Source organism: Mesorhizobium sp. RSR380A (assembly GCF_054719385.1).
The window spans coordinates 519217-543732 of record NZ_JBTTIB010000001.1 but is presented as its reverse complement, the minus strand read 5'-3'; the positions used below and the strand labels follow the sequence as shown (position 1 = coordinate 543732).

Genomic DNA, 24516 nt, shown 5'->3' with positions numbered 1-24516 from the left:
AGTCCTAAGAAACGCGCAGGATGATCTTGCCGAACACGTCGCGGCCTTCCATGCGCTTCAGCGCGGCGTCGATGCCGTCGAAGCCGACCTCGGTGTCGATGACAGGTGCTACCTGTCCCGCCGCCATCTTCTGCATGGCGTTGGCCATGTTCTCCATGCGGCAGCCGAAGGACCCGAGCAGCTTCAGCTGCTGCTGGAACAGCTGCATCAGATTGATCTGCGTCGACACGCCGGAGGTCGAGCCGCAGGTGACCAGGCGGCCGCCGCGCTTGAGGCACAGCATCGAGGCGGCAAAGGTGTCGGCGCCGACATGCTCGAAGACGACGTCGACGCCCTTCTTCCTGGTGAGCTTGCGCACGACGCCTTCGAAACGGTCGTCGCGGTAGTTGATGACATGGTCGGCGCCGAGCGCCTTGGCCTTGTCGATCTTGTCGTTGGAGCCGACCGTGGTGATGATGGTGCAACCCATGCGCCTGGCCAGCTGGATCGCCGCCGAGCCGATGCCGGAGCCGCCGGCATGGATGAGGATGGTTTCGCCGGGCTGCAGCTTGGCATTGTCGAACAGCATGTGCTCGACGGTGCCGAAGGTGACGGGGGCGACAGCCGCGCCGACATCGGTCACGCCGGGAGGAGCAGGGACCAGCAGGCGCGCCGGCAGGTTGATCTTCTCCTGGGCAAAGCCATCGAGATGGAAGCCGTGGACGCCCGAGACATGTTCGCAGAGATTGTCGCGGCCTTCGCGGCAGGCGCGGCAAAGGCCGCAGGTGCGCGCGCCATAGATCGATACCAATTGTCCGGGCAGCAGGCTGGAGACGCCGGGGCCGACAGCTTCGACCTCGCCGGAGGCTTCGGCGCCGACGACCAGCGGCAGCTTACGCTTGGCGAAGGCCATGCCACGCCAGCCCCAGACGTCGATATGGTTCAGCGCCACCGCCTTGATGCGCAGCGTGACTTCGCCCAATGCGGGGGGCGGCGGGGGCGGCAGGTCCACCGTTTCAAGACGGCGGTCCTCGATAAGTTGCAGTGCGCGCATGGGGCCTGTCAGTTCAGTCTGGCTGAAAAAGGTCGCTTAGACCGGTTCCCGCGCCATGACAAGGCAAGTGTTCTGGCCGCCGAAGCCGAACGAGTTCGAGAGCACGGTGCCGACTTCGGCATTGCGCTTCTTGTTGGGCACCACGTCGAGCACGATTGCCGGGTCGGGATTGTCGTAGTTGATGGTCGGCGGAATCACGCTTTCGCGCATGGTCATCAGCGAAAACGCCGCTTCGACAGCACCCGCCGCCGACAGCGTGTGGCCGATCATCGACTTGTTCGACGAGACCGGCATCGAGCCGATGCGATCGCCGAACACGGTCGACAGCGACAGATGCTCCATCTTGTCGTTTTCCGGTGTCGAGGTGCCGTGAGCGTTGACGTAGTCGATCTCGTCCTTGCTCAAGCCGGCATCGGCAAGGGCGGCGCGGACTGCTGCGATCGCCGGCGAACCGTCGGGCTTGGAACGGGTGCGATGGAAATCGTCGGCCTTTTCACCGCAGCCGCGCAGGATGCCGAGAACGCTGGCGCCCCGGGCAAGGGCTGCCTCAAGCGATTCCAGCACCAGCGCGCCGGAGCCTTCGGCCAGCACAAAGCCGTCGCGGTCCTTGGAGAAGGGTTTTGACGCCTTTTCAGGGATGTCATTGTGGGTCGACAGCGCCGAGAGCAACGAAAAGCGGATCAGCGCCTCGGCGGTTGCCGAACCGTCGGCGCCGATCGACAGCGCCCGGTCGCATTCGCCGCGGCGGATCGCCTCGACGCCGAGCTGGATGGCGGTGGCGCCCGAAGCGCAGGCCGTCGACAGCGTGATCGGCAGGCCGCGCGTGCCAAAGCGGTCGGCCAGCCGGTCGGCGATCGCGCCGAACTGCGTGCTTGCGAACGTACCTGTTTCCTTCAGCCCGCGCGCCACCCTGAGCAGCCTTTCGGCGCCGGCGCCTTTGCCGTCGGAATTGTAGAGCGCGAAGCGGTCGTGCCAGTCGAGTTCGACCGGCGGCGAGGCGAGGAAGAGCGGGCCACCGAAGTCAGAGGACTCGAGGCCGGATTCGGCCACCGCCTCCTTCGCTGCGGTTTCGGCCAGTTCGTAGGTCAGCAGGCTGGCGCCTTTCGAGCTTGAGTCGAGGAAATCGACCATGCCGGAGATGCGGGTGTTGAGGTGGTCGACGGGAAAGCGGGTGATCGGGTGGATGCCCGATTTGCCGGAGGTCAGTGCCGCCCAATTGTCGGCCTTACCGATGCCGAGCGAGGTTACCACGCCGATGCCGGTGACGGCGACGATCGGCCTGCCCATATGATCTCTGAGATTGGCCATCCGGAACCTCTTAACTTTGCAGCATGATCGCTCAGCGCTGCTTCAAGCAGCGTTGACCAGCGCCATGCCCTCGAATTGGTGATAGCCGATCGCCGTTGCGAGCACGGTTTCGGGAATGCCTTCGAACGGCTTCTCGGCCGCGGCGTCGAATACGGGGTAGGGGGCCTTGCGGTCGACGGCCAGGGCGGCGAGGGCGACCGCGAATGGAAACTGCGCTTCCTTCATATGCCCGGTCAGCGTGGCGAAGCCGCGCGCCGATATCGCCGGATTGGCATCCAGCGCTGACTTTTCGGCTGACGTTGCGGTATGCGCCCCGGATGCGCCCGACAGGGCCAGCAACTTGCCGTTCGGGAGAGTTGCCTGTTTGAGCAGTGCCGTGATCTCGGCGTCAAGCTCGCCGCGCGAACGCCGGGCGCGGCCTGAGACGACCGGTCCGAGCTCGGCATAGATCTTGCGGCCACGGCTTTGCGCGTGTTCGCGCTGCTCCAGCACCAGGAAAGCGCCGCCGGAGCCGGAGACCAGGCCGCCGCCCTCGGCGCCCTGTCTCTGCCAGACCGGCTTCCATGGGCCGCGATGCAGATAACCGGCCAGCTCATAGCCGAGCAGCATGTCGGAATGTTCGGTCTGGAAGGCGCCGCCGACCAGTATGTGCGTCGACTGTCCGGAGCGGATGCGCGCGGCGGCGGTCTCGACGGCGGCGACGCCGGCACCTTCCTCGCCCATGAAGGTCCTCGACGATCCCGTCACCTTGTGGACGATGGAGATATTGCCGGCGAGCAGATTGGAGAGCTGGGCCAGGAAAAGCGTCGGCCGCAATTCGGTGGTCAGCTTCTCGTTGAGCAGCACGTCGCGGTCGTTGCGGCTCTCGGACGCTGCGAGGATGGCGGCATCGACCGCCTCGTCCCGCTCGCCGCCGCCGGCGGCCACCACCATGTCCATCGTCGTGCAGAGATCGTCATTGCCCTTGATGCCGGCGTCATCCAGCGCCATGCCGGCGGCATAGGTGCCCAGCCTCTGCCAGGTTTCCATCTGCCGCTGGTCGCCGCGCTTGGCGATCTGCAGGTTCCAGTCGATCTCCGGCAGCGGATGCACGGTGTAGGGCGCAAAGCGCGCGGATTCGAGCACCGGCTGCAGGCCCGCTTGCGCCAGCTTCTGCCAGTGGGTATCCGGACCCTCTCCCAGCGAGGAGACAAGGCCGATACCGGTGATGACGACGTCGCGAGGGCTGCTCATGAGCGGCTTTGTGGGTCAGGCGGCGCAGCCCGTCAAGGCCGCGCACTTGCCGATATCAGGCGGTCTTGGCGGCGACCAGCGCGTCGATCTTGGCGCACAGGTTCTTCATGACGAAGTAATCGTCGGTCGAAGCCTTGCCGTCATTGACTTCTTGGGTCCACTTTTCCAGCGGCACCTTGATGCCGAATTCCTTGTCGATGGCAAAGACGATATCGAGGAAATCGAGACTGTCGATGCCGAGATCGTCGATCGTGTGGCTCTCGGGAGTGATGGTGTCGATATCGATCTCGCTGGTGTCGGCAATGATCTTGGCGACTTTGTCGAACGTGGTGGACAAGGGCTCTTCCTTCGGTTGCGGGCGGAATCTGTCCGCATCTGGTTTGGGCGCTGTCTAATCGGTTTTTCCCGGCAGGAAAAGGCCTGATGCGCCGGGCGCAGATGGGATGGCCCTCCCGTGAAGACAAGAAGGGCCGCCCGACAAGCCGGTGGCTCTTCCAGTTGACGTTACGTCAGCTTAGTTTTCACGGAGCTTGACCACTGGCTCTCTCAGAACGTGACACGGCCGAGCACGCGCAAGCCATCGCCCTGCGGCTCGACCACCACCGCTTCGCCCTCGCGCGGCGAGACGCCGGTCAGCGCGACGATGTTTTCGAGATGCGTGACCATGACCAGATTGTCGGAACCGGTGTAGGCGCGGATTTCCTTCATCACCGCGTCGAGCTGCGCGGCCTTCTCGGTCGGATCGCTCCTCAGGAGGTCTAGCGGCGCAAAGAGCTCCGGCTCCGCTTCGAAGGCGATGCGGGCAGTGTCGAGGCAGCGGCAATAGCGGCTGGACAGCACCCGCTCGATGGGGGCGGCGCGGGCGCCGAACAAGGCGCCGATCTTGCTCGCCTGCTGCTTGCCGCGCGCCGATAGGTTGACCTGGGTGGCGCAGTTGTCGATGACGAAATTGGCGGGGTCGGTGGTGCCGGTGACCAGTGCGTGGCGAAGCAGCACGACATGGCCGCCGTCACGCAGCAGCGCCCAGCCGGCGTCGGTCGCGTGGGCGACGGCGGGAACAGCAAGCAGGAACAGCGACAGCACAAATCGAATCATCGAAACCTTTTCCGGGAGCCGGATGCCGCTCCGGTCATTCTGATATAGGGATCGGAAAGCCGGCACAAAGACAAGCGAAAGGCGAACCGTCGGTTCGCTTCACATTTTCGCCATTTGCTTCTTCGCCAGCTCGATCTTCTGATCGGTGAGCGGGATAGGGATCGTGTAGCCGGCTTCGGTGAAGCCCTGCTTGGCGTTCTCGAAGAATTCGATCGCCTTGAGATATTCCGGCTTGCCCGCGCCATAGCTGGCGCGGTTCCAGTGGACGTCGCCGATATTGTTCTGCTCGAAGGCCCACTGCAGCGGCTGACTTTCGCGCGTAAACACCTTCAGCGCCGCCGTGAACGCCGCTTCGGCGTCGTTGAGATATTTGTCGGTCCGCTGGAGATTGCCGAGATTGAGCAGGCTCATACCGATGCCATTTTGAGCGTTGGCCCAGTCGACCGGCGCGGCCTCGATGGTGAGTATTTCGAGCGCTGCCCGCCGCGCCGCAATCGAATCCTGCAGCGTCTTGGCATCGCCATTGCTCATGCTCAACCAGTGCAGCGTCGAGCCCAGGCCGGCCTGGGCCATTGCCCATTGCCGCGGGTTCGTCTCGCGCTTGTACTCGCGCAACGCATTGCCGTAGGCGTCGACCGCCTCGCTGTAATGCTCGGGCTTGTCGGTGACGCCGCCGAGAAGCTGCAGCGTGTTGCCGAGATTGTAGTAGCTCATCGCCCAGTCCTGCGGGAACTTCCGCCTGACATAGACCTGCCGTGCCGCCTGGAAGGCTGCCGCCGACTGTTCCAGCTTGGCCGCATCACGCGTGCGCTGGCCCAGCGTCTGATAGATCGAGCCGAGATTGTTCTGGGCTGACGCCCAGTCCATCGGGAAGCGCTTGCGGGTAAACACCGTCAGAGCGTCGTCATAGGCAGCAGCAGCTTCTTCGAGCGTAGCCGTGCCCATATCGAAGCGGGCGATACCGCTCAGCGCATTGCCCAGGTTGAGGCGGCTGGTCGCCCAGGACACCGGGAAAGTTTCGCGGGTTCGCACTTCCAGCGCGGCGCGAAACGCGTCGGCCGCCTCGTTGATCTTCGCCTTGTCGTTGTGCTGGATGCCAAGCGTTACAAGCGTGTTGCCGAGATTGTTCTCGACCATCGCCCATTCCACGGGTGCTTTCTCGCGTGTGTATTCCTCAAGCGCCAGCCGGTAGGCTGCTTCCGCCTGGGTGAGATGCTCGCCGGCAGGCTCACGCTCGGAGAGTGCATAGAGCGCGAGGCCTAGATTGTTCTGCGAACCGGCCCAGTCCAACGGCAGCTTGTCGCGCGGACGCTTCTCAAGGGTGGCGCGCGTCGCCGCCACCGCTTCATTGAGACGCTTCGGGTCGCTCTCGCGTTCGCCGATCTTCAGAAGCACGTTGGCCAGGTTGTTCTGCGCCGCGGCCCAGTTGCGGTCGTCCTTCTCGCGCTCGAACACCACCAGCGAATCGCGGAAAATCACCGCTGCTTCTTCGAGATGCGCAGTCTCGGTTTCGCGCTCTCCAATGGTCTGCAGCACCACCGCCATGTTGTTGCGGGTGATTGCCCAGTCGCGATTCTGTTCGCCGTTGGGGATGAAGTTCAAGATGGTGCGATAGGCCTCGATGGAGTGCTGCAGCGCATCGAGGTCGCCGGTGGCGTAGCCATGAGCGTTCAACGCCTCGGCCTCCTGGTTCTTGTAGTTCCAGCGCAGCTTTTCGTCCCACTTCTCGACCAACGAATACGCCTTGGCATAGTCGTTGGCGGCGGATTTGTAGTCGAAGACCAGCGCGGCGGCGTCGGCGCGTTTGGCATAGATGGCGGCGTCGGCGATGCGCTTTTGCCGGAGCAGGTCCTCGGCCTCGTCGACCGCACCGCTGTTTTCCTCGATCCGGCCGACCGCGTCGTCGAGGAATTTGCGCGCCGTCACCATGGCGCCCTGGCCTATGGCCTTGTCGGCGGATGCGACCAGGCGACTGATCTCGGGATCGTCGGTGCGCAGCGCGGCGCGCTCGGCCATCATCTTCTTCAGACGCTCGGCCTGGCTGTCCAGCACCTTCTGCAGGTCGTTGGGATCCTCAGGGATCTTTTCCGTGCCGAGCGCCTTGAGCACGCCGTAGAGCGCGTCAAGGGGCACGCCGTCCTGCAGAGAAGCCAACTCCACCTGAGCCCGTTTGGGATCGGGCAGGTCGGAAATGGTCAGCAGCAATTGCCGCCGCTCACCGGTGATCAGCCCGTCGTCGCCGGTCGGTTCCGGCGGCGCGACGCCGAAATAGAGCAGGCGACGCAGACTCTCGCTGACCCAGGGGCGCTGCTTTGCCTTGGTGTCGAGATAGACCTCCTCGGTGACCATGCGCATGACCGAGCCGAATTCCGTGCCTTTCATCGCGGTGAGGTGGCGCAGCAGGGCGGCGGCGTAGGGGCTGTTTTCGCCGGCGGCGCCATCAAGTGCGGGTCGGCCCGGCTCAGCGGCGAAGCCGACCACGGTTCCCAGGCTGGCATTATCCAATGAGGCATCGGCGAGGGCTTTTGCGCCGCGCACCGGTTCCAGCCCGCCGGCGCCGACAGGCTCGGCGGAAGCCGTCGGCCCGCGTCGCACGACCGCGCCCGGCGGAAACGGGTTGGTGCGGCAGGCGTCAAGCAGCACGATCGTCACCGGCACGGTCTTTTTCAGCTCGTCCATGACGGCTGAAATCGCCACCAGCGCCTCACCGGCATTTTTCAACGAGGAGACGTCGGCATCGACCGGCACCAGATAATTCTCGCCGCCCGCCTCGATGCCGTGGCCGGAATAATAGATGAAGGCGACGTCGGCGCCTTCGGCGTCCTCGACAAACCGATCGAGATCGCGCTTCAGCTTGGCGGCATCGCGATCGGTGACGTTGCGGGCGTCGAAGCCGAGGTCGGTCAGCATCTTGGCCATGTCGCGGGCGTCGTTGGCCGGGTTGGCAAGGGCTGCGATGTGTTCGTATTTCGACTGGCCGATGATCAGCGCCACGCCCCTGAGACTTTTGGTCTCGGCGGCCTGGGCCTCAGATACGCCAAGGCAAAGCAGTATAGCGACGAAACCCGCCAGCCACCCCTGTCTGACCAGCCACACTTGTCTGACCAGCCACCCCTGTCTGAAATGACGCTGTTTCGGCGTCGCAACCATTCGCTGTGTGTCCGCCCTGATGATCCCAAGCCTGTATAGCGCTGCCACCCGACCATGATCAAATTCAGGCGCCGGGCGGATCGAGGATCAGTTTCTGAAGATCATGGCGATTGCACTGGAATCCGGGCTCGCCTATCCCTGAAAAATGTCTCCGCTCACCGAAACCGTTCTTTTCGTCTTCAGCCTCGTCGCGCTCGGCTATGTCACCGGGCTCACCGGCTATCTGAAACCGGCCAGCGGGGACGGCATCTCCGAATTCGCCATCAACGTCGCGATGCCGCTGCTGCTGTTTCGGACGATGGTGAATTCGGATTTCCACGGCGTGGCGCCCTGGTCGCTGTGGGGCGCTTACTTCACGGCGGTTGCAATGACATGGGCCGCCGGCCATCTGGTGACGACACGGATCTTTGGGCGGGACGCGCGCACCGGCATCGTCGGTGGAGTGTCGTCGTCCTTCTCGAATGTGGTGTTGCTGGGCATTCCCTTCGTTCTCGGCGTATTCGGGTCCAGCGGATTCGAAGTGCTGTCGCTGCTCGTTTCCGTGCATCTGCCGACCATGATGATGGCTTCGATCATCATGTTCGAGATATTTGGCCGCGGCGGCAGCGAGCCCGTACACCCGCTGCACATCATCCAGAGCTTTCTGAGAAGACTGTTCACCAATCCGTTGATCATCGGCATCCTGGCCGGGCTGGCATGGCGCCTCACCGGCGCGCCGCTGCCGAACCTTGCCATGCGACTGGCCGATGCGCTGGCTAACACCGCCGGGCCGGTGGCGCTGTTCGCCATGGGGCTCAGCCTGCGCCGTTTCGGCATTTCCGGTAACATCCGACCGGCGCTGGCGCTGTCGACGCTGAAACTGTTCCTGATGCCGGCGCTGGTGCTCGGCCTGGTCTGGCTGTTTGGCCTGCCGCCCTTGACGGCCAAAGTGGCGGTCGTGGTGGCGGCGCTGCCGTCCGGCATCAATTCCTATCTCATCGCCGTGCAGTTCAACACCGGCCAGGCGCTGGCGTCGAACCAGATGACCATCGCCACGGCAAGCGCGGTTGTTACAACCGCCTTTTGGCTGACGGTGGTGGTGCATGTCTTTGGGTAGGCTTGGTCTTCTGTAAGGCTGGTCTTTGGCAAGGCTGGTCTTTGGCAAGGCTGCGGCCCAAACTAATTTACATGTGAATTTTCTCTGGCGTTGGGCTGGCCCAAAGCCTATATGCCATCTTGCAATTGCTTGCCGGGCTTGCCCTAGGTAAAGAGCAGTGGCTTCAGCGTGTCGGCTCCGCCGCCATTGTGCACGCTCGTTCAAGAGATCCAGGAAACCGGCCCGTAAGTGCGCCGAACGGAGGCTAGACCATGCTGCAGAAAACCAGCCATTTCATGCGCCAGTCCAATCTCATCAATGGCGAATGGGTGCAGGCCGACAGCGGCCAAACGGTCGACGTCAACAACCCGGCCACCGGTCTCAAGATCGGCACCGTGCCGAAGTCGGGCAAGGCGGAAACCCGCCGCGCCATCGAAGCCGCAAGCGAAGCCTTCAAGACCTGGCGCAAGACGACCGCGCTGGAGCGCTCGAAGCTGTTGCGCAAGCTGCATGACGCGATGATGGATAATCAGGATGTGCTGGCCGAACTGCTCACCATCGAGCAGGGCAAGTCGCTCGCCGAATCCAAGGGCGAGATCGGTTCGGCTGCCGCCTACATCATGTGGTTTGCCGAGGAAGGCCGCCGCACCTATGGCGATGTCGTGCCATCGCCATGGGGCGATCGCCGCATCCTGGTGACCAAGGAGCCGGTCGGCGTCATTGCCGCCATCACGCCGTGGAATTTCCCCTCCTCGATGCTTGCCCGCAAGCTTGGCCCCGCGCTTGCCGCCGGCTGCACCGCCGTGGTCAAGCCGGCCTCGCAGACGCCGTATTCCGGCCTTGCATGGGGCGCGCTCGCCGAGGAAGTCGGCTTCCCAAAGGGCGTCATCAACATCCTGACGGGTGCTGCCGGCGAAATCGGCGACGAGATCTGCGCCAATCCGCTGGTGTCGAAGATCACCTTCACCGGCTCGACCGAGATCGGCAAGCTGCTGATCCAGAAGTCGTCCGTCACCGTCAAGAAGGTCTCGATGGAACTCGGCGGCAATGCGCCGTTCCTGGTCTTCGACGATGCCGACCTCGATCGCGCCGTCGCCGGCGCCATCACCGCCAAATACCGCAATTCAGGCCAGACCTGCGTGTGCACCAACCGCTTCCTGGTGCAGGCCGGCATCTACGACAAGTTTGTCGAGAGGCTGGCCGCTGCCAGCAATGCGCTGAAAGTTGGCTCGGGCCTGGAAGAGGGCGTGCAGCAGGGGCCCCTGATCGACGTGAAGGCGGTCGAGAAGGTCGAGGAATTCATCGCCGACGCCACGTCGAAGGGCGGCAAGGTCGTTGCCGGCGGCAAGCGCCACGCGCTTGGCGGCTCATTCTTCCAGCCGACCGTCATCGCCGATGCGAAGCCCGACATGCGCTTCATGAAGGAAGAGATTTTTGGCCCGATCGCCCCGGTGTTCAAGTTCGAGACCGAGGAGGAAGCCATTGCGCTCGCCAACGACACCGAGTTCGGCCTGGCCGCCTATTTCTACACCGGCGACCTCGGCCGCGCCTTCCGGGTCATGGAAGGCCTGAAATACGGCATGGTCGGCGTCAATGAAGGCCTGATCACCACGCCGGAAGCGCCGTTCGGCGGCGTCAAGGAATCGGGCCTCGGCAAGGAAGGCGGACATCAGGGCATCGAGGATTATCTCGACACCAAATATGTCTGCATCGGGGGTCTCGGCCTCTAAATCATTCACGGGCAGGGCAGGCCGCGCGCCTGCCCTTGCCAGACGACATTCAGCCGGACTGGAGCGGTTCAGCGTTTCACGGAAACGCCGAACCGCTCCAGTTCTTTGTTTTTTGCAATTCCGGACGGAAAACCGTTTCACACTTTTCCTGGAATTGCTCTAAGTCGACAGATCGATGAATTAGCATTTGGACATAGCGATGAAGGACGGCGAAGTCTTCGGCACGACGCAGGCAGGCGAACCCGTTCGCCGTTTCACCATCCGGGGCGGCGGCGTCAGCGCCAACATCATCGGGCTTGGCGCAATCATCCAGGATCTGCGGCTCGCCGGCCACGACGCGCCGCTGGTGCTGGGCTACGATCGCTTCGAGCCTTACGAGACCGACCGGGCCTTCTTCGGCGCGGTCGTCGGCCGCTATGCCAACCGCATCCGCGACGGCCGCTTCACCATTGCCGGCCAGCGCTACCAGACCGAGCGCAATTTCCTCGGCAAGCACACGCTGCATGGCGGCTCGGAGGGCTTCTTCCATCGGCCGTGGACGGTTTCGCTGCACGGCCGGGATTTTGTCACCCTGACCCTGCACGATCCCGAGGGCACGATGGGCTTTCCCGGCGCGCTCGACGTCACCTGCACCTACCGGCTGAAGATTCCCGGCACGCTCTCGATGGAACTGACCGCCACTTGCGAGGAGCCGACGCTGTGCAATCTGGCGCAGCATTCCTATTTCAATCTCGACGATGGCGGCGCCGGTGACATTCTCGACCACCGGCTGATGCTGAATGCCGGCGCCTATACGCCGGTCGATGGCGAGATGATCCCGACCGGCGTGGTCAAACCGGTCGACGGCACGCCCTTCGACTTCCGCCAGGCGCGGCCGCTGCGCATGGAAACGGAAGGCGAGCAGCTTCCTTACGACGTCAATTTCTGCCTGGCGTCAGCCCGGGGCCCGCTTCACCAGGTGGCGTGGGCGCAAGGCGCCAATTCCGGCGTCGAGATGGAGGTCTGGACCACAGAGCCTGGCCTGCAGCTCTACACCGGCCAGTATGTCGCGCCAACCTCAGGCGGCCTGGACGGACGGCGCTACAAGGCGTTTTCCGGCTTTTGCCTGGAAGCGCAGACATGGCCCGACGCGCCGAACCGGCCCTATTTCCCACAGGCCACGCTGTGGCCGGGCCAGATCTATCATCAGGTGACGGAATATCGTTTCAGGCTTCCCTAAGGTCTTAGCCCTCGAAAGCGGTTCTTAGAACCTCGAACGGCGCCAGCGCGCCTCGCACCTGCACGACAGCGGCGGCGACGCGATGCGCGCGCTGCACGGCATCCGCCGGGGCATGGCCGGCAAGCCGGGCGGCGAGATAGCCGCCATTGAAGGAATCGCCGGCGCCGGTGGTGTCGACCGGGGTGGCGACATGCTGGGCCGGAACCGGCTGCAGGGCTCCGCCAGTGGCGATCAGCGCGGGTTCCTCGCCATTCTTGACGACGACTTCGCCGACCAGTTTTCCGAACCGCTCGGCGGTCGCTTGCGGTGCCGAATCGCCAAACAGCATCTGCTCGTCGGGAAAGGTCGGCAGCGCGATGTCGGCGACGGCAAGCGCGTCGAGGATCGCGGCTTGCGCCTCCTCGCGGCTCTGCCACAGGCGCGGCCGGTAGTTGGGGTCGAAGGCGACGAGCGAACCGGCAGCCCGCGCCTTGGCCACTTCTGCCAGCAACGTCTTGCGCGCGGCGGCATCCAGAATTGCCAAGGTGATTCCGGAAAAATACACAAGAGCCTGGTTTTCAAGGCTTTTTGCCAAGGCGGCCGGGTCCGAGGCAAGCCGCCTGGCCGCCGCGTCGCTGCGCCAATAGGTGAAGGCGCGTTCGGCGCCGGTCAAGGTGATGGCGTAGAGGCCGGGCCGCGCGCCTGGGATGACCGGGCTGGCGCCGATGTCGATGCCGTTTTCGGCGAAGAACGAAATCTGGCCCTGCGAGAAGGGATCGTCGCCGAAGGCCGAGACATAGGTCGCCGGCCGCTCGCCGCTCAGCGCATGCAGCGCCCACAACGTGTTGAACGTGTCGCCGGCAAAGCCCATGCGCCAGTTCGGCCCGGCCTGGCCGGACAGCTCGAGCATGCATTCACCGATCGAAGCGACGCCGTCTGCTGCCATGTATCTGTCTCCGGACCAGTTCGCTGCTGTAGCTTTTTGCGGCCGGCAGCGCCATGCTTGGCGGCGGCGGTTTTTTGCGCCAGAAGCGTTTTCCCACAGAAGCGGCGGGACGCGAATTGCTTCCCGAGACGTTATGTCCAGAAGAGGAACCGGTTTGGCATCGATATGGCGTTATCTTCTTGCGGGCGTTGGTCTGGCCGCCTTGCTGGCTGGCATATTGGCGATCGTCTATCTGACCGCGCCGCAGTCGGCGCCGAGCCCCGATGTTTCGCGCTCGAAGAAGACGGCGAACGGCTTGTTTGTCGCCAGCATTCAGCCGGAACGCGGCGTTATCCGGCAAGGCGAACTGCAATCCTGGTTGCTGACCCTGAAGACGGTCAAGGGCGATTCCGTGGAAGGTGCGGCGATCTCGGTGTCCGGCGGCATGCCGCAGCACAATCACGGCTTGCCGACCAGTCCGCAGGCGACCGATTATCTTGGCGAGGGGCGTTACCGCATCGAGGGGCTGAAATTCACCATGAGCGGCGTGTGGCAGTTGCGCTTCGCCATTTCGGCGGCGGCCGGTTCCGACACGGTCGTCTTCAACGTGGTGCTGTGAGCGGATGAACGGCCTGTTGCGCCTTCTGGCATTGGCGGCGGTCGTGCTCGTTGCCGGCTGCGGCAAACCGGATTTTTCCGATGCCGAGAAGAAGACCATCGCTTCGCTGGCGCTGAACACCTTGCCGGCGCTCAAACCCGACACCACCAACCGCTTCGCCGACGTGCCAGCCGCCGCCGCCTTGGGCTCCACTCTGTTCTTCGACCAGGGGATGAGCCGTGACGGGAACGTATCCTGCTCGACCTGCCACAAGATCGACCGGCAGTTCCAGGATGACCTGCCGCAATCCGTCGGCGTCGGCCGAACCAACAGGCGCTCGATGCCGCTGGCCGGCATTGCCCGCAATCCGTGGTTCTTCTGGGATGGACGGCGCGACAGCCTGTGGGCGCAGGCGCTGACGCCGCTGGAAAACCCGCTTGAGCAGGCGGGGAACCGCGCCGCCTTCGCCCATTACATCCAGAAGCGCTTTGGTGCGCGCTACGAGCGCATCTTCGGGCCACTGCCGGATCTTTCCGCCGTGCCGGCCAACGCCAGCCCGCTCGGCAACGAGGCCGAGCAGGCGGCATGGAAGGCAATGACCGCGGCGGAAATGGACGACGTCAACCGCGTCTTTTCCAACATCGGCAAGGCGATCGCCGCCTTCGAACGGTCGGTCGAACCGGCACAGACGCGCTTTGACCGCTTTGCCATCGATCTTGCGTCAGGCGCCAAGCCGAAAGCCGACGATGCCTTTTCGCCGGAGGAGATGCTCGGGCTGAAACTGTTCATCGGCAAGGCCAATTGCGTCACCTGCCATAACGGCCCGCGCTTCACCGACAACGCTTTCCACAACACCGGCGTGCCGCCGGTCAGGGATTTGCCATTGGATCGCGGCCGTTTCGATGCGGTGGCCCAGGTTCAGGCCGACCCATTCAACTGCTTCGGCGCCTTCCGCGATGGCGACGCCGGCGCCTGCGGCGAGCTGCGCTTCATCGTCAAGGCAGCACCCGAACTGATGCGCGCCTACAAGACGCCGTCGCTGCGGGGCGCGGCGACACGGCCGCCCTATATGCATGCCGGACAGTTCTCCACGCTGGAGGAGGTGGTGGCGCACTATGCGAAGGCGGAGGCGAGCGTCGAGGGCACCTCCGAGGTCCACCCGCTGCAACTGTCGGACCGCGAACGCGCGGCGCTGGTGGCGTTTTTGAAGACGCTGTCGGAGTGAGTCAGCGATCCTTCACCGTCTCCATGGCCACGAAGGTTGAAGTCTGCGCAACATGCGGCAATGCCGAGATGCGCTCGCCGAGGACACGGCGATAGGCGGCGATGTCCGTGGTGCGGACCTTCAGAAGATAATCGAAGCTCGACGCCATCATGTGGCACTGCTCGATCTCCGGCACGGCCTGCACCGCGCGATTGAAAGCATCGAGCGCGGCCGAGCGTGTGTCCGACAGTTTGACCTGGACGAAGGCGACATGACCTTCGCCCATGCGCTCGCGATCGATGATCGCCTGATAGCCCCTGATATAGCCGTCCTTCTCCAGGCGCTTCACCCGCGCCTGCACCGGCGTCTTCGACAGGCCGACCTTGCCGGCCAGTTCCGACATGGACAGCCGCCCGTCGCGCGCCAGCGCCGACAGGATGTTTCTGTCGATGCGGTCCAATTGGTCTCCTGTCACGGATATCACAGTCCATCTGATAACAATTTAGCCGCATGATAGACCGCTCGGCCTGGCATGTCGATTTCTTTGGACCGGCCGAAAATGCGGCTCTGTGCTAGCTTGCGCCATTCGGTCCGGCGACCGCCGGCCCGCTCCCAGATGCTTGCTCCGCAGGACCGCCATGCCGCTCGACACCATCCGCCAGCAGATCCGCGCCAACTACCTGCCCGACGAAGACGCGGCTGTGAAGCGCCTGGCTGCCGCGACAGAACTTTCGGCCGATGACCGCAAAGCCGTCTCGGCCCGTGCCGCGGATCTGGTGCGCGCGGTGCGCGGCTCGTCCGACCCGCGGCTGATGGAGGTTTTTCTCTCCGCCTACGGCCTCTCCACCAAGGAAGGAGTGGCGCTCATGTGCCTGGCCGAGGCACTGCTGCGCGTGCCTGACACCGAGACTATGGACGACCTGATCGCCGACAAGATCGCACCGCATGACTGGTCGGCGCATTCGGGCGGTTCGAGCTCGATCTTCGTCAACGCCTCGACCTGGGCGCTGATGCTGACCGGCCGTGTGCTCGACGAGGGCGAGGGCGGCATTGAAGGCACGCTGCGCTCGATGGTTCGCCGGCTGGGCGAACCGGTGATCCGCAAGGCGGTCGCCGCCGCCATGCGCGAAATGGGCGAGCAGTTCGTGCTCGGCCGCACCATTGCGGAAGCCGTCAAGCGCGGCAAGTCGATGATCCAGAAAGGTTATCTCTATTCCTTCGACATGCTGGGCGAGGCGGCCCGCACCGAGGCCGACGCGCTGCGCTACCTCAAGGCCTATGCCGATGCGATCTCCTCGCTCGATTCAGGCTCCAACGGTCCCGATATCCGCCAGAACCACGGCATCTCGGTCAAACTGTCGGCGCTGCATCCGCGCTACGAAGAGGCACAGAAGGAAAAGATGCTGCCGGTGATGGCGGAGCGGCTGCTGTCGCTGGCGCTGGCCGCACGCCATTCGCGCATGGGCCTCAACATCGACGCCGAGGAGGCCGACCGGCTCGACCTGTCGCTCGATGTGATCGAGCGTGTGTTGTCCGAGCCGGAGCTTGCCGGCTGGAATGGCTTTGGCGTCGTCGTCCAGGCCTACGGCCCGCGCGCGGCCTTCACCATCGACTGGCTCTATGCGCTGGCGAAAAAGTACGACCGCAACATCATGGTGCGGCTGGTCAAGGGCGCCTATTGGGACACCGAGATCAAGCGGGCACAGACGCTCGGGCTTTCCGGCTACCCTGTCTTCACCCGCAAGGCCAACACCGATGTTTCCTACATGGCCTGCGCCAGGAAGTTGCTGTCGATGACCGACCGCATCTATCCGCAATTCGCCACGCACAACGCCCATACAGTCGCTGCCGTCCTGTCGATGGCTGACAACCGTGACGCTTTCGAATTCCAGCGCCTGCACGGCATGGGCGAGGCGCTGCATGAGACGGTGCGCCAGGCCGAAGGCACGCGCTGCCGCATCTATGCGCCGGTCGGCGCGCACTCCGACCTCTTGGCCTATCTGGTTCGCCGCCTGCTGGAGAATGGCGCCAACTCCTCCTTCGTCCATCAGCTCACCGACGAGGACGTCGAGCCGGAGGATATTGCGTGCGATCCGCTCGAGACGGTCGAGAGCCAGGGCCCCGCCGCCAATCCGGCAATCGCTCGTCCTGCGACGATCTTCGGCGCTGGTCGGCGCAACTCGAAGGGGTTCGACATCACCGATCCGGTGACGCTGGCGGCGATCGACAAGGCCAAGGCGGCCTTTGCCGGGCCCGAGCGCTGGCATGCCAAGCCGATCACGCGCGCCGCCGGCTACGGCAAGCAGCGCCCGGTGGTCAATCCGGCAAAGCCTGCCGAGATCGTCGGCACGGTCGCCGAAGCCGCTGCCAAGCAGGTCGCGACCGCGGTGCGCTTTGCTGTGGAAGCGCAGCCGGCCTGGGCGAAGCGTCCCGTCGCCGAGCGCGCCGCCATCCTCAACCGCGCCGCCGACCTCTATGAGGCCAATGCGGTCGAGTTTTTCGCGCTGGCTACAAGGGAAGCCGGCAAGTCGCTGGCCGACGGCGTGGCTGAAGTGCGCGAAGCCGTCGACTTCCTGCGTTACTACGCTGCCGAAGCGGCCAACAACGAAGCGGGCACCGAGGCGCGCGGCGCGATCGTGTGCATTTCGCCGTGGAATTTCCCGCTCGCCATCTTCACCGGCCAGATCGCGGCAGCGCTCGTCACCGGCAATTCGGTCATCGCCAAGCCAGCCGAACAGACGCCGCTGATCGCCTTCCGCGCCGTCGAGCTGCTGCGCGAGGCCGGCGTGCCGGAAGATGTGATCCAGCTTCTGCCGGGCGACGGCCCGTCGGTCGGCGGACCGCTGACCGCGGATTCGCGCATTGCCGGCGTCTGCTTCACCGGCTCGACCGAGGTTGCAAAGCTGATCGAGAAGCAACTGGCCGAGACAGCTGCGCCCGACGCCATGCTGATCGCCGAGACCGGCGGTCTCAATGCCATGATTGTCGATTCCACAGCACTGCCCGAACAGGCGGTGCGCGACATCCTGGCGTCCGCCTTCCAGAGTGCGGGCCAGCGCTGCTCGGCGCTGCGCGTGCTTTACGTGCAGAAGGATGTCGAGAAGAAGATGCTGGAGATGCTGAAGGGCGCCATGGAAGCGCTCACCATCGGCGATCCCTGGCAGATTTCGACCGATGTTGGGCCGGTCATCGATGACGAGGCGCAGAACTCGATCCGCGAGTATTGCACCAAAATGGGGCTGCAGGGCCGGCTGATCGCCAAGCTCGAAGCACCCAAAGATGGCCGCTTCGTTGCGCCGCATGTGTTCCGGGTCAAAGGCATCGAGGAGATGGAGCGCGAAGTGTTCGGTCCGGTGCTGCATGTCGCCAGCTTCGACGCCGACGGGATCGACGCCGTCATCGCCGCCATCAACCGCAAAGGCTATGGCCTGACCTTCGGCCTGCACACCCGCATCGAAGGCCGCGTCCAGCATTTCGTCGACGGCATCCATGCCGGCAACATCTATGTCAACCGCAACCAGATCGGCGCCGTCGTCGGCTCGCAGCCCTTTGGCGGCGAGGGGCTTTCGGGCACCGGGCCGAAGGCCGGCGGGCCGCATTATCTCCGGCGGTTCCGCAAGGGGCCGGAGGCGGGCACGGAGATTGCCGAGGGCCACAAGGTGACGGCGACCGAACTGGCCGACAATCTGCCCGATCCGACGCTTGGCGGCTGGTCGACGCGGCCGGACCGCATCGCCATTTTGAGAAAACATCTGCGCGGCAAGGGCGCTGCAGCCATCGGCGCTGCAGCCGCCATCGATTTCGGCCAGGTCGACCTGCCCGGACCGACCGGCGAGGCCAACACGCTGTCGCTGTCGCCGCGTGGCCGGGTGCTGTGCCTCGGTCCGGACGCCGACACGCTGCTTGCCCAGACGATCCAGGCGCTGGCCGCCGGCAATGCGGTGCTGGCCGTGGCGCCGGGCGCGCCGGCGGCACTGTCGGCGCTGACCGGCAAGGGGTTGCCGCTGGCGGCCATAGACGGTCGGCCAGACCCAGTCGAAGCGCGTTCGCTGCGCGTCCATGTCGTCGCCTTCTCGGGCAGGCCCGAGGCGGCGCGGATCGTGCGCAAGGTCATTGCCGACCGCAGCGGGCCGATCGTGCCGCTGGTCAGCGAGGTGCTCAACCCGGCGGCCTATGCGCATGAACGCGCTGTCTGCGTCGACACCACGGCTGCCGGCGGCAATGCCAGCCTGCTCGCGGCGGCCTAGGGGGCTTTTCGCGGCTCGCTTGCCTGCGTCGGGTTGCAAGGGTATGCGCAAGGGATAGAGAGCAACTCGAGCGGGGCAGCCGAACAGATGGAAGACACGTCCCGACCGTTTGAGCTGCCGCGCGTGGCGGTGGTCATCACTTGCTTCAACTATCGGCCGTACGTCGAACAGGCGATCCGCTCGGTGCTTGCGCAGACCTACCGGAATTGGGAATGCGTCATCGTCGACGATGCCTCGACGGACGGCTCGGCCGACCATGTCCGACAGCTTCTAAGGGATATAGAAGACCCGCGCCTGCGCCTGTTGGTGCGCACGGAGAATGGCGGCCAGACCGCGGGATTCCGCGACGGCTTTGCCGCAACCGACGCGCCCTTCGTCGCGTTTCTCGACGCCGATGACGTGTGGCTGCCGGATTTTCTCCTCGCTCATCTGTCCGCCCACCTCAACACGACGCATTCGGCCGCACTGTCGAGTTCCGATGTGTTCCTTGTCGATGGCGACGGCACCTTGCTGGGCGGTACCTTCCTTGCCTTGCGCAAACCGCGGTCCGGAGCGGATCGCAGTGGCGTCGCCATCGCGCCCGGTGGCCGGCTTGCCGGCATGGCGCCCGGGATCGCCTACGCATCGGAGCATCCGGTAACCTATTTCGCACCTGCGGTGACGGGCTGGCTGTGGTCGCAATGCTCGGCGATCATGTACCGGCGTGGCGCGCTGGAACCGGTATTGTCCTTCCCGTTCAAGGCCAAGGTCGGGACGGATTATCTGACGGCGACACTCGCGCACCAGGCCGGCGGCAGCCTCATCCTGTCAGAAGGTCTCGGCCTCTATCGCCTGCATGGCTCCAACCTGTCCACCGGAACTGCCTTTGCCGGCGGCAATGTGCGGCAAACGCCTGCATACAGGAGCTACAGGAGCGTGTTGGCGGCGGATGCCGCAGACTATTTGCTGGCGAATTCTGCCTGGCTCAGCGATCTCAACGGGCGCAATTTCATACCTGCATTCCTGACGCAGCATGTGCGCCAGTTCCCGGAGCTGGCCGGTGATCCGCGGTTGGCGCGCTACCTGACACGCGGACAGCCCTGGCGGCGGCTGCGCCTGCACATTGCCCAGTGGCTTCGGCGACTGGGCGGCCGGAATTCAACCGGAACCTGACGGCATCTGCCCGTCGTCAGATCTCGTCGACGGGTGAAATCTCAATCAGGCCCCTTCGACGACCGAAAAGCCTTCGAACTGCGGATGGCCGAGATAATGCACCTTCGAGGTGCCGGTGTTGCGATGGGCGGCGCGAAAATTCTCGGATTTGGTCCAGGCGACGAAATCCTCATGGCTTGCCCACACCGTGTGCGAGGCAAACAGCGTATAACCCTCGGTCTCGTTGACCGGGCCGCGCAGCAAGTGGAATTCCCTGAAGCCTTTCATCTCCGAGAGGCTCGAATCGCGGTTCTTCCAGACATCCTCGAAAGCGGTCTCCGAGCCGTTCTGGACCTTGAAGCGGTTCATGGCGATGTACATTGGGCTTCCTCTTGAATTGATGGACGATGACATTTGGCGAAGGTCTACGAGCTGGTTAAAACGGACCGATCCGCGCCCTGAACACCCAACTTGATAATCCGGTCTCGGGTGGAATGGGCGGGAACGGCGCTTGCTGGCGCACCAGTTTCAAAGCGAATTGGTCTAGCTCGGCAGACCCTGAACTTTCGACAAGCTGCAAGTCGCTGACGCTGCCGTCGGCCATGACGACGAAATAGACCCTGGCATTGTTGCGAGCCTTGGCTTGAACCGCCTTCGAAACGTGGCGGTTGGCGCGGACAAGCTTGTTCTGAACTTCAACGCTGTAGCCGGATTCCATCGAATTGCCCGCCGCGCTCTGTTTTCCGCCTTTGCTGGCAACCGCCGTTGCCTCGCGCTCCTCGCCATCTGCCGTGCCGCCAGTCTCTCCCGATATTGGTGCGCCCGATATTGATGTACTTGGCCTCGGGCTTGGGACTGGTGGCCTCGCGGCAGGCAATTCAACGGCAGGCTCATTGGCGGGAGACGCCTCCGAACTCTGCGTTTGAACCGGTGACGGTGCAGGCGTCTCAGCCTCTGGGGCGACACTTTGATCATCCGGGATGGCGGCCGTTGGTGCATCGGGAGCGACGGTTGCCTGCTTGGCAGATTCCGGCGCAGATTTGGGCGCCGCCGGCTCCTCTACGGCTTGAGGCGCCTCGGTTTGCGGCGTGGGTTGGACGGGCTTGGCCGGCTGCGGATCGGTTACCAGGGTAACATCCACCGCGTCGGGTACCGGGTTTTGCAAAGCGGTGCCGAGGACGTCTGCGCCTGATCGATCGGCGCCTTCGGCCTGTATTGCCTTCCCGGTATCGAATGTCCCGGCGGGTGCGACCATGAACGCCGCTGCGGCAGCGGCATGGAGTAGGCAGGACGCGACGATCGCCACAGTCCATTTGCGGTCCGCGGCCGCCGGCTGTGCGAGCTTGGCCGGCGTAATCGCCAGTTCGCTGCCGGCGTCGGGAAGGGGGGTGATGTCCTGCATGGTTCGCGGCGAGACCTGCCGCGAGCGCGGCGGAATTGTCAAATCAAGATCGGTTGCCGGCCATGACGGCGGAGCTGCGACGGGTCGTGCCGCATTGTCGTGCAGGAAGGCGGGATGCAGGCCCACCTCAAACGCCGAATGCGATACCGGTCTTGGTCTGCGTCTTCAGGCCGCGCATGCAGGCGCCCGGTTCGACGCCGGCGCATTCGGTGGCGCTGTTGATCAGCACGCGGCTGAGTTTGGTGCAGTCGGTGCCGGCGAGGTCGAAGCGGGTCACCTTGGTCTTGCCGGCCGGCAGGTCCTTGAAGTCGAGCACGCTCAGGCGGTCGACAATGCCGGCCTCGTTGAACAGCGCGATTTCGAATGCCGCCTTGGAAAGATCGGCGCCGAGCGCATTGTTGACGACGAAGGTCAGGCGGCAACCCTTTTCGGAGGGCTGCGCGGCATTGAGCTCGAGGCTGAGTTGCGGAGCCGGCGCGGACTGAGCCCACGCCGGCATCAAGCCAAGCGACATCGCCAGCGTCGAGGTCAGGAGCCGAAGCGATGCCGTCAAACTTGTCATGGGTGTCAGCCTCCAAAGCGCATGGTTGCGGCCAGCTTCAGCGTGATGCCGGGTTCATAGATGACGGCGGTGGTGCCGCCGTTCAGCGGGTTGGAGTATTTGACGTCGAACAAATTGTCGGCGCGGAAGTCCACCTTCAGATTGTCGGTGGCCTGGTAGCTGGCGAAGGCGTTGACCAGAGTATAATCCTTGGCTACGGGGTTGCCCTTCGGCTTGCCGTTGTACTGCACCTCGCCGCCGACGGTCAGCTTGTCCTGAAGGAAGCGGAAGCCGAGCTGCCCGGTGACCTGCGAGGACGGGATGGTGGCAAGGTCGGCGCGCTCACCTTCATCGGAGATGGTGTGGCCGTTGGTGATCGAGGCGGAGAGCCCGGCATAACCCCAGGCGGCATCGTAGACGCTTTCCAGTTCGAAGCCGTTTATCTTGGCCTGGGCGACGTTCTGGTACTGGAAGCAGATCGGAATGCCGGGGCCGAACGGGCAGCCGCTGGTCGGGTCGAATGCCGACAGCGTGACGCCTTCGATGTAGTCGTCGACATCGTTGTGGAAGTAGGCGGCCTTGAGCCGGAACGCGTCGCCGGCCTCGATAAGGTCGTCCAGCTTGTAGTTGACGCCGAACTCGGTGGTCTTGCCGGTTTCAGGCCGCAGGTTTGGGTTGGGCAGGAACGGGAAGGTGACGCCTGCCGGATGGTTGCCGCTGATCAGCGTTTCGGTCAGCGACGGCGAGCGGTAGCCTTCCGCGTAGGTGCCATAGAACTGCAGGCCCGCCAGGCTGGCGCTTTCGAAGGGCGTGACACCAACGGTGATGCGCGGCGACAGCCTGTCGCCTGAGGTTTCGTTGTCCGAATCCTTCAGGCTGTAATTGTCGTAACGCAGACCGGTGATGACTTCGAGCCAGTCCCAGCTCAGCCTGTCCTGGATATAGGCGCCCGAAACGTTGCGCTTGCCCGACGGCGTATAAAAACTGTCGCCGCCCGACGTGCCGCCGGTCTCGACATCGTCGCCGACCCAGTCGCCGCCATAAGTCAGCTCATGCGAGATGCCGGCGGTCTCGAAGCGCGACGTGTTCCAGATGTCGATGCCGGTCGTGCCGACATCGAAGGTCGACGTTGAGCCTGCCGGAAGCACGACGGGAAGACCGGTTACCGGATCGAAGCGGTTTTGCGAAACAAGCGTGGTGAGGTCGAGATTGGTCTTGTTGTAGGAGGCGTTGATGTGGAGGTCGAGCCAGCTCTTGGCGTCGTCAGTGATGTTGTAGCGGGCGGTGAAGGTGTTCGACTTCAGGTCGACGTCGTTGGCCGGCACGCCGCCGCTGGTTTCCGTCCAGCCGTCGCTCGAGCCGACCCAGCCGAGCTTCAATTCGCTGTTCTCGCTCGGGCGGATTGTGGTCTTGAGCAGGCCGCTCAGCACGTCGAAACCGGTACCGGCGACGGTGTCGCCGCTGCCATTCTTGTAGTCGCCGTAGTCGCGGTAGACGATGTTGCCCAGCACATCCAAATCGTCGTTGAATTTGTAGGCGCCGCTGGCGCTGGCGGTCCAGCCCTTGCCGTTGCTTTCATAGCGCCCGGTGACGGAGCCGGCCCAGGTTTCGCCCGATCTGAGGAAATCCACCGCATCCTTGGTGTCGAAGAAGACGACGCCGCCAATGGCGCCGGAGCCATAGGTGTTGGCGGTCGGTCCGCGGATGACATCGACGGATTTGATGAGCTCGGGATCGACATAGAAGGTCGACTGCGTGCCGTGGTCGGAGCGCTGGAAATTCTGCCTGGCGCCGTCGACGATGACGGCGACGCGACCGAAATCCTGCAGGCCGCGGATGTTGATGCTGGAGCTGACGCGTCGCGCATCGGCCTGCACGGCGACACCAGGCACACCGAGCAGCATTTCGCTCGGCGTCGTCGCCATGCGGCGGTCGAGCTGTTCCTGGTCGACATGGCTGGCCGAGGCAAGCGATTCGATCGCCGTCTCGCCGGTGCGGCTGATGACGAGGATCTTGTCGAGCAGCGTTGCGCCGGCAGGGGCGGCCTTGGTGTCTTCAGCTTTCCTGGCCGGATCAGCCTGCTGCTGGTCAGCAGCCTGCTGAGCGCTGGCCGGCGATGTCAGCAGCGCGATCGTCGCTGCCCCCGCAAGCAAGGCTGCCATTGCCTTTGCCATAGGCCGATGCACCGGATCGGCGTTCGCCAGACCCAGTCGTCCACAATTTCCCAAGCCCATGCCCCAACTCCAAAATTCCAGGTTCGATGCTGGCTGGCTTGGTGCTCGCTGGCATTTTTCATTCTGTCCGGCGTCTTAAATGTTGACTCATTTTGTCCGGTATTGCACTGACTAATAAACATGATTATTCGAGTCAAGAAATGAATCGGCATTTTTACAACGCTAGCCAGTTGCCCGGCACAGGAAAGGGATCGAAAGAGATGAACACCCACAATCCCAACGACTTCCGTTACCGCGTCCGCCGTTCCGAGGAGACGCCGACCCGCTTCGACCGGGTGCCGCTGGCGGTGCGGACGCTGTCCTCCAACACGCTGTTCCAGGGCGAGCACGAGATCGGCATCGAGCACCATGGGGCGCTCTATCGGCTGAAGATCACCCGCCAGGGCAAGCTCATCCTCAACAAGTGACGAAA

The 24516-nt window shown here is 64.1% G+C and carries 20 protein-coding genes; 8 read left to right on the top strand and 12 right to left on the bottom strand.

Translation table 11 applies throughout. The features are described from left to right. Positions 1-4 precede the first annotated feature (4 nt). The 6 genes from ACYG9Z_RS02720 to ACYG9Z_RS02695 form a co-directional block, all read right to left on the bottom strand. Positions 5-1033 carry a zinc-binding dehydrogenase gene (locus ACYG9Z_RS02720; protein WP_023681745.1) on the bottom strand — a complete coding sequence of 343 codons (1029 nt, stop codon included), beginning with the start codon at positions 1031-1033 and terminating at the stop codon, positions 5-7. 36 nt (positions 1034-1069) lie between these two features. Then, the gene (locus ACYG9Z_RS02715; RefSeq protein WP_023751593.1) at positions 1070-2341 is read right to left on the bottom strand and encodes a beta-ketoacyl-ACP synthase; all 1272 of its coding nucleotides are present in this window, start codon (positions 2339-2341) and stop codon (positions 1070-1072) included. A gap of 42 nt (positions 2342-2383) precedes the next feature. Further along, on the bottom strand, positions 2384-3574 hold the full coding sequence (locus ACYG9Z_RS02710; protein WP_023751592.1) for a beta-ketoacyl-ACP synthase: 1191 nt from the start codon (positions 3572-3574) through the stop codon (positions 2384-2386). Positions 3575-3629: 55 nt separating this feature from the next. Next, a complete protein-coding gene (locus ACYG9Z_RS02705) occupies positions 3630-3911 on the bottom strand; it encodes an acyl carrier protein (RefSeq protein WP_010909964.1) in 282 nt (93 codons plus the stop codon). A 209-nt stretch (positions 3912-4120) separates the two neighbouring features. Beyond that, on the bottom strand, positions 4121-4669 hold the full coding sequence (locus tag ACYG9Z_RS02700; protein ID WP_023670442.1) for a histidine phosphatase family protein: 549 nt from the start codon (positions 4667-4669) through the stop codon (positions 4121-4123). Between the two features lie 99 nt (positions 4670-4768). After that, entirely contained in the window at positions 4769-7819 is a 3051-nt protein-coding gene (locus ACYG9Z_RS02695) for a caspase family protein (protein ID WP_245259870.1), read from the bottom strand. Positions 7820-7964: 145 nt separating this feature from the next. On the opposite strand from ACYG9Z_RS02695, the gene ACYG9Z_RS02690 reads away from it, so the two are divergent. The 3 genes from ACYG9Z_RS02690 (at position 7965) to ACYG9Z_RS02680 (ending at position 11843) form a co-directional block, all read left to right on the top strand. Beyond that, positions 7965-8915 (top strand): AEC family transporter, encoded by a 951-nt coding sequence (locus ACYG9Z_RS02690; protein WP_023751590.1) that lies wholly within the window; start codon positions 7965-7967, stop codon positions 8913-8915. A 251-nt stretch (positions 8916-9166) separates the two neighbouring features. Continuing rightward, positions 9167-10624 carry an NAD-dependent succinate-semialdehyde dehydrogenase gene (locus ACYG9Z_RS02685; RefSeq protein ID WP_023751589.1) on the top strand — a complete coding sequence of 486 codons (1458 nt, stop codon included), beginning with the start codon at positions 9167-9169 and terminating at the stop codon, positions 10622-10624. A 193-nt stretch (positions 10625-10817) separates the two neighbouring features. Continuing rightward, entirely contained in the window at positions 10818-11843 is a 1026-nt protein-coding gene (locus tag ACYG9Z_RS02680; protein ID WP_023681740.1) for an aldose epimerase family protein, read from the top strand. Between the two features lie 4 nt (positions 11844-11847). Here the strand turns inward: ACYG9Z_RS02680 and ACYG9Z_RS02675 are convergent, their stop codons facing one another. Further along, positions 11848-12768: a sugar kinase gene (locus tag ACYG9Z_RS02675; RefSeq protein ID WP_023751588.1), complete on the bottom strand. Its 921-nt coding sequence runs from the start codon at positions 12766-12768 to the stop codon at positions 11848-11850. 154 nt (positions 12769-12922) lie between these two features. Here ACYG9Z_RS02675 and ACYG9Z_RS02670 point away from each other — a divergent pair, with 154 nt between their 5' ends. Beyond that, positions 12923-13366, top strand: a complete 444-nt coding sequence (locus ACYG9Z_RS02670) for a FixH family protein (protein ID WP_023751587.1) — start codon at positions 12923-12925, stop codon at positions 13364-13366. 4 nt (positions 13367-13370) lie between these two features. Continuing rightward, a complete protein-coding gene (locus ACYG9Z_RS02665) occupies positions 13371-14570 on the top strand; it encodes a cytochrome-c peroxidase (protein WP_023700295.1) in 1200 nt (399 codons plus the stop codon). Position 14571: 1 nt separating this feature from the next. Here ACYG9Z_RS02665 and ACYG9Z_RS02660 read toward each other — a convergent pair whose 3' ends face one another. Further along, positions 14572-15024 (bottom strand): Lrp/AsnC family transcriptional regulator, encoded by a 453-nt coding sequence (locus ACYG9Z_RS02660; protein ID WP_023688158.1) that lies wholly within the window; start codon positions 15022-15024, stop codon positions 14572-14574. Between the two features lie 163 nt (positions 15025-15187). Between ACYG9Z_RS02660 and putA the strand changes: the two genes are divergently transcribed. Both putA and ACYG9Z_RS02650 read left to right on the top strand, forming a co-directional pair. Then, a complete protein-coding gene (gene putA, locus ACYG9Z_RS02655) occupies positions 15188-18796 on the top strand; it encodes a bifunctional proline dehydrogenase/L-glutamate gamma-semialdehyde dehydrogenase PutA (protein ID WP_023751586.1) in 3609 nt (1202 codons plus the stop codon). An 87-nt stretch (positions 18797-18883) separates the two neighbouring features. Further along, a complete protein-coding gene (locus ACYG9Z_RS02650; RefSeq protein ID WP_023751585.1) occupies positions 18884-19948 on the top strand; it encodes a glycosyltransferase in 1065 nt (354 codons plus the stop codon). A gap of 45 nt (positions 19949-19993) precedes the next feature. Here ACYG9Z_RS02650 and ACYG9Z_RS02645 read toward each other — a convergent pair whose 3' ends face one another. The 4 genes from ACYG9Z_RS02645 to ACYG9Z_RS02630 all read right to left on the bottom strand — a co-directional run bounded on the left by ACYG9Z_RS02645 (position 19994) and on the right by ACYG9Z_RS02630 (position 24032). Then, complete coding sequence (locus ACYG9Z_RS02645) at positions 19994-20308, bottom strand: antibiotic biosynthesis monooxygenase family protein (protein WP_023714379.1); 315 nt, start codon at positions 20306-20308, stop codon at positions 19994-19996. Between the two features lie 55 nt (positions 20309-20363). Then, a complete protein-coding gene (locus ACYG9Z_RS02640) occupies positions 20364-21329 on the bottom strand; it encodes an energy transducer TonB family protein (protein ID WP_023751584.1) in 966 nt (321 codons plus the stop codon). Between the two features lie 127 nt (positions 21330-21456). Then, positions 21457-21891, bottom strand: coding sequence for a hypothetical protein (locus ACYG9Z_RS02635; RefSeq protein ID WP_023714381.1), 435 nt, complete (start codon positions 21889-21891; stop codon positions 21457-21459). Between the two features lie 5 nt (positions 21892-21896). After that, positions 21897-24032, bottom strand: coding sequence for a TonB-dependent hemoglobin/transferrin/lactoferrin family receptor (locus ACYG9Z_RS02630; RefSeq protein WP_031244023.1), 2136 nt, complete (start codon positions 24030-24032; stop codon positions 21897-21899). Positions 24033-24304: 272 nt separating this feature from the next. On the opposite strand from ACYG9Z_RS02630, the gene hemP reads away from it, so the two are divergent. Further along, positions 24305-24511 carry a hemin uptake protein HemP gene (hemP, locus tag ACYG9Z_RS02625; RefSeq protein WP_023673860.1) on the top strand — a complete coding sequence of 69 codons (207 nt, stop codon included), beginning with the start codon at positions 24305-24307 and terminating at the stop codon, positions 24509-24511. Positions 24512-24516 lie beyond the last annotated feature (5 nt).

What these genes read in the sequence shown, in the direction of transcription:
- ACYG9Z_RS02720 (WP_023681745.1), bottom strand. Translation starts at nt 1,033, where the DNA reads ATGCGCGCACTGCAACTTATCGAGGACCGCCGTCTTGAAACGGTGGAC.
- ACYG9Z_RS02715 (WP_023751593.1), bottom strand. Translation starts at nt 2,341, where the DNA reads ATGGCCAATCTCAGAGATCATATGGGCAGGCCGATCGTCGCCGTCACC.
- ACYG9Z_RS02710 (WP_023751592.1), bottom strand. Translation starts at nt 3,574, where the DNA reads ATGAGCAGCCCTCGCGACGTCGTCATCACCGGTATCGGCCTTGTCTCC.
- ACYG9Z_RS02700 (WP_023670442.1), bottom strand. Translation starts at nt 4,669, where the DNA reads ATGATTCGATTTGTGCTGTCGCTGTTCCTGCTTGCTGTTCCCGCCGTC.
- ACYG9Z_RS02695 (WP_245259870.1), bottom strand. Translation starts at nt 7,819, where the DNA reads ATGGTTGCGACGCCGAAACAGCGTCATTTCAGACAGGGGTGGCTGGTC.
- ACYG9Z_RS02690 (WP_023751590.1), top strand. Translation starts at nt 7,965, where the DNA reads ATGTCTCCGCTCACCGAAACCGTTCTTTTCGTCTTCAGCCTCGTCGCG.
- ACYG9Z_RS02685 (WP_023751589.1), top strand. Translation starts at nt 9,167, where the DNA reads ATGCTGCAGAAAACCAGCCATTTCATGCGCCAGTCCAATCTCATCAAT.
- ACYG9Z_RS02675 (WP_023751588.1), bottom strand. Translation starts at nt 12,768, where the DNA reads ATGGCAGCAGACGGCGTCGCTTCGATCGGTGAATGCATGCTCGAGCTG.
- ACYG9Z_RS02665 (WP_023700295.1), top strand. Translation starts at nt 13,371, where the DNA reads ATGAACGGCCTGTTGCGCCTTCTGGCATTGGCGGCGGTCGTGCTCGTT.
- putA (WP_023751586.1), top strand. Translation starts at nt 15,188, where the DNA reads ATGCCGCTCGACACCATCCGCCAGCAGATCCGCGCCAACTACCTGCCC.
- ACYG9Z_RS02650 (WP_023751585.1), top strand. Translation starts at nt 18,884, where the DNA reads ATGGAAGACACGTCCCGACCGTTTGAGCTGCCGCGCGTGGCGGTGGTC.
- ACYG9Z_RS02645 (WP_023714379.1), bottom strand. Translation starts at nt 20,308, where the DNA reads ATGTACATCGCCATGAACCGCTTCAAGGTCCAGAACGGCTCGGAGACC.
- ACYG9Z_RS02640 (WP_023751584.1), bottom strand. Translation starts at nt 21,329, where the DNA reads ATGCAGGACATCACCCCCCTTCCCGACGCCGGCAGCGAACTGGCGATT.
- ACYG9Z_RS02635 (WP_023714381.1), bottom strand. Translation starts at nt 21,891, where the DNA reads ATGACAAGTTTGACGGCATCGCTTCGGCTCCTGACCTCGACGCTGGCG.
- ACYG9Z_RS02630 (WP_031244023.1), bottom strand. Translation starts at nt 24,032, where the DNA reads ATGGCAGCCTTGCTTGCGGGGGCAGCGACGATCGCGCTGCTGACATCG.
- hemP (WP_023673860.1), top strand. Translation starts at nt 24,305, where the DNA reads ATGAACACCCACAATCCCAACGACTTCCGTTACCGCGTCCGCCGTTCC.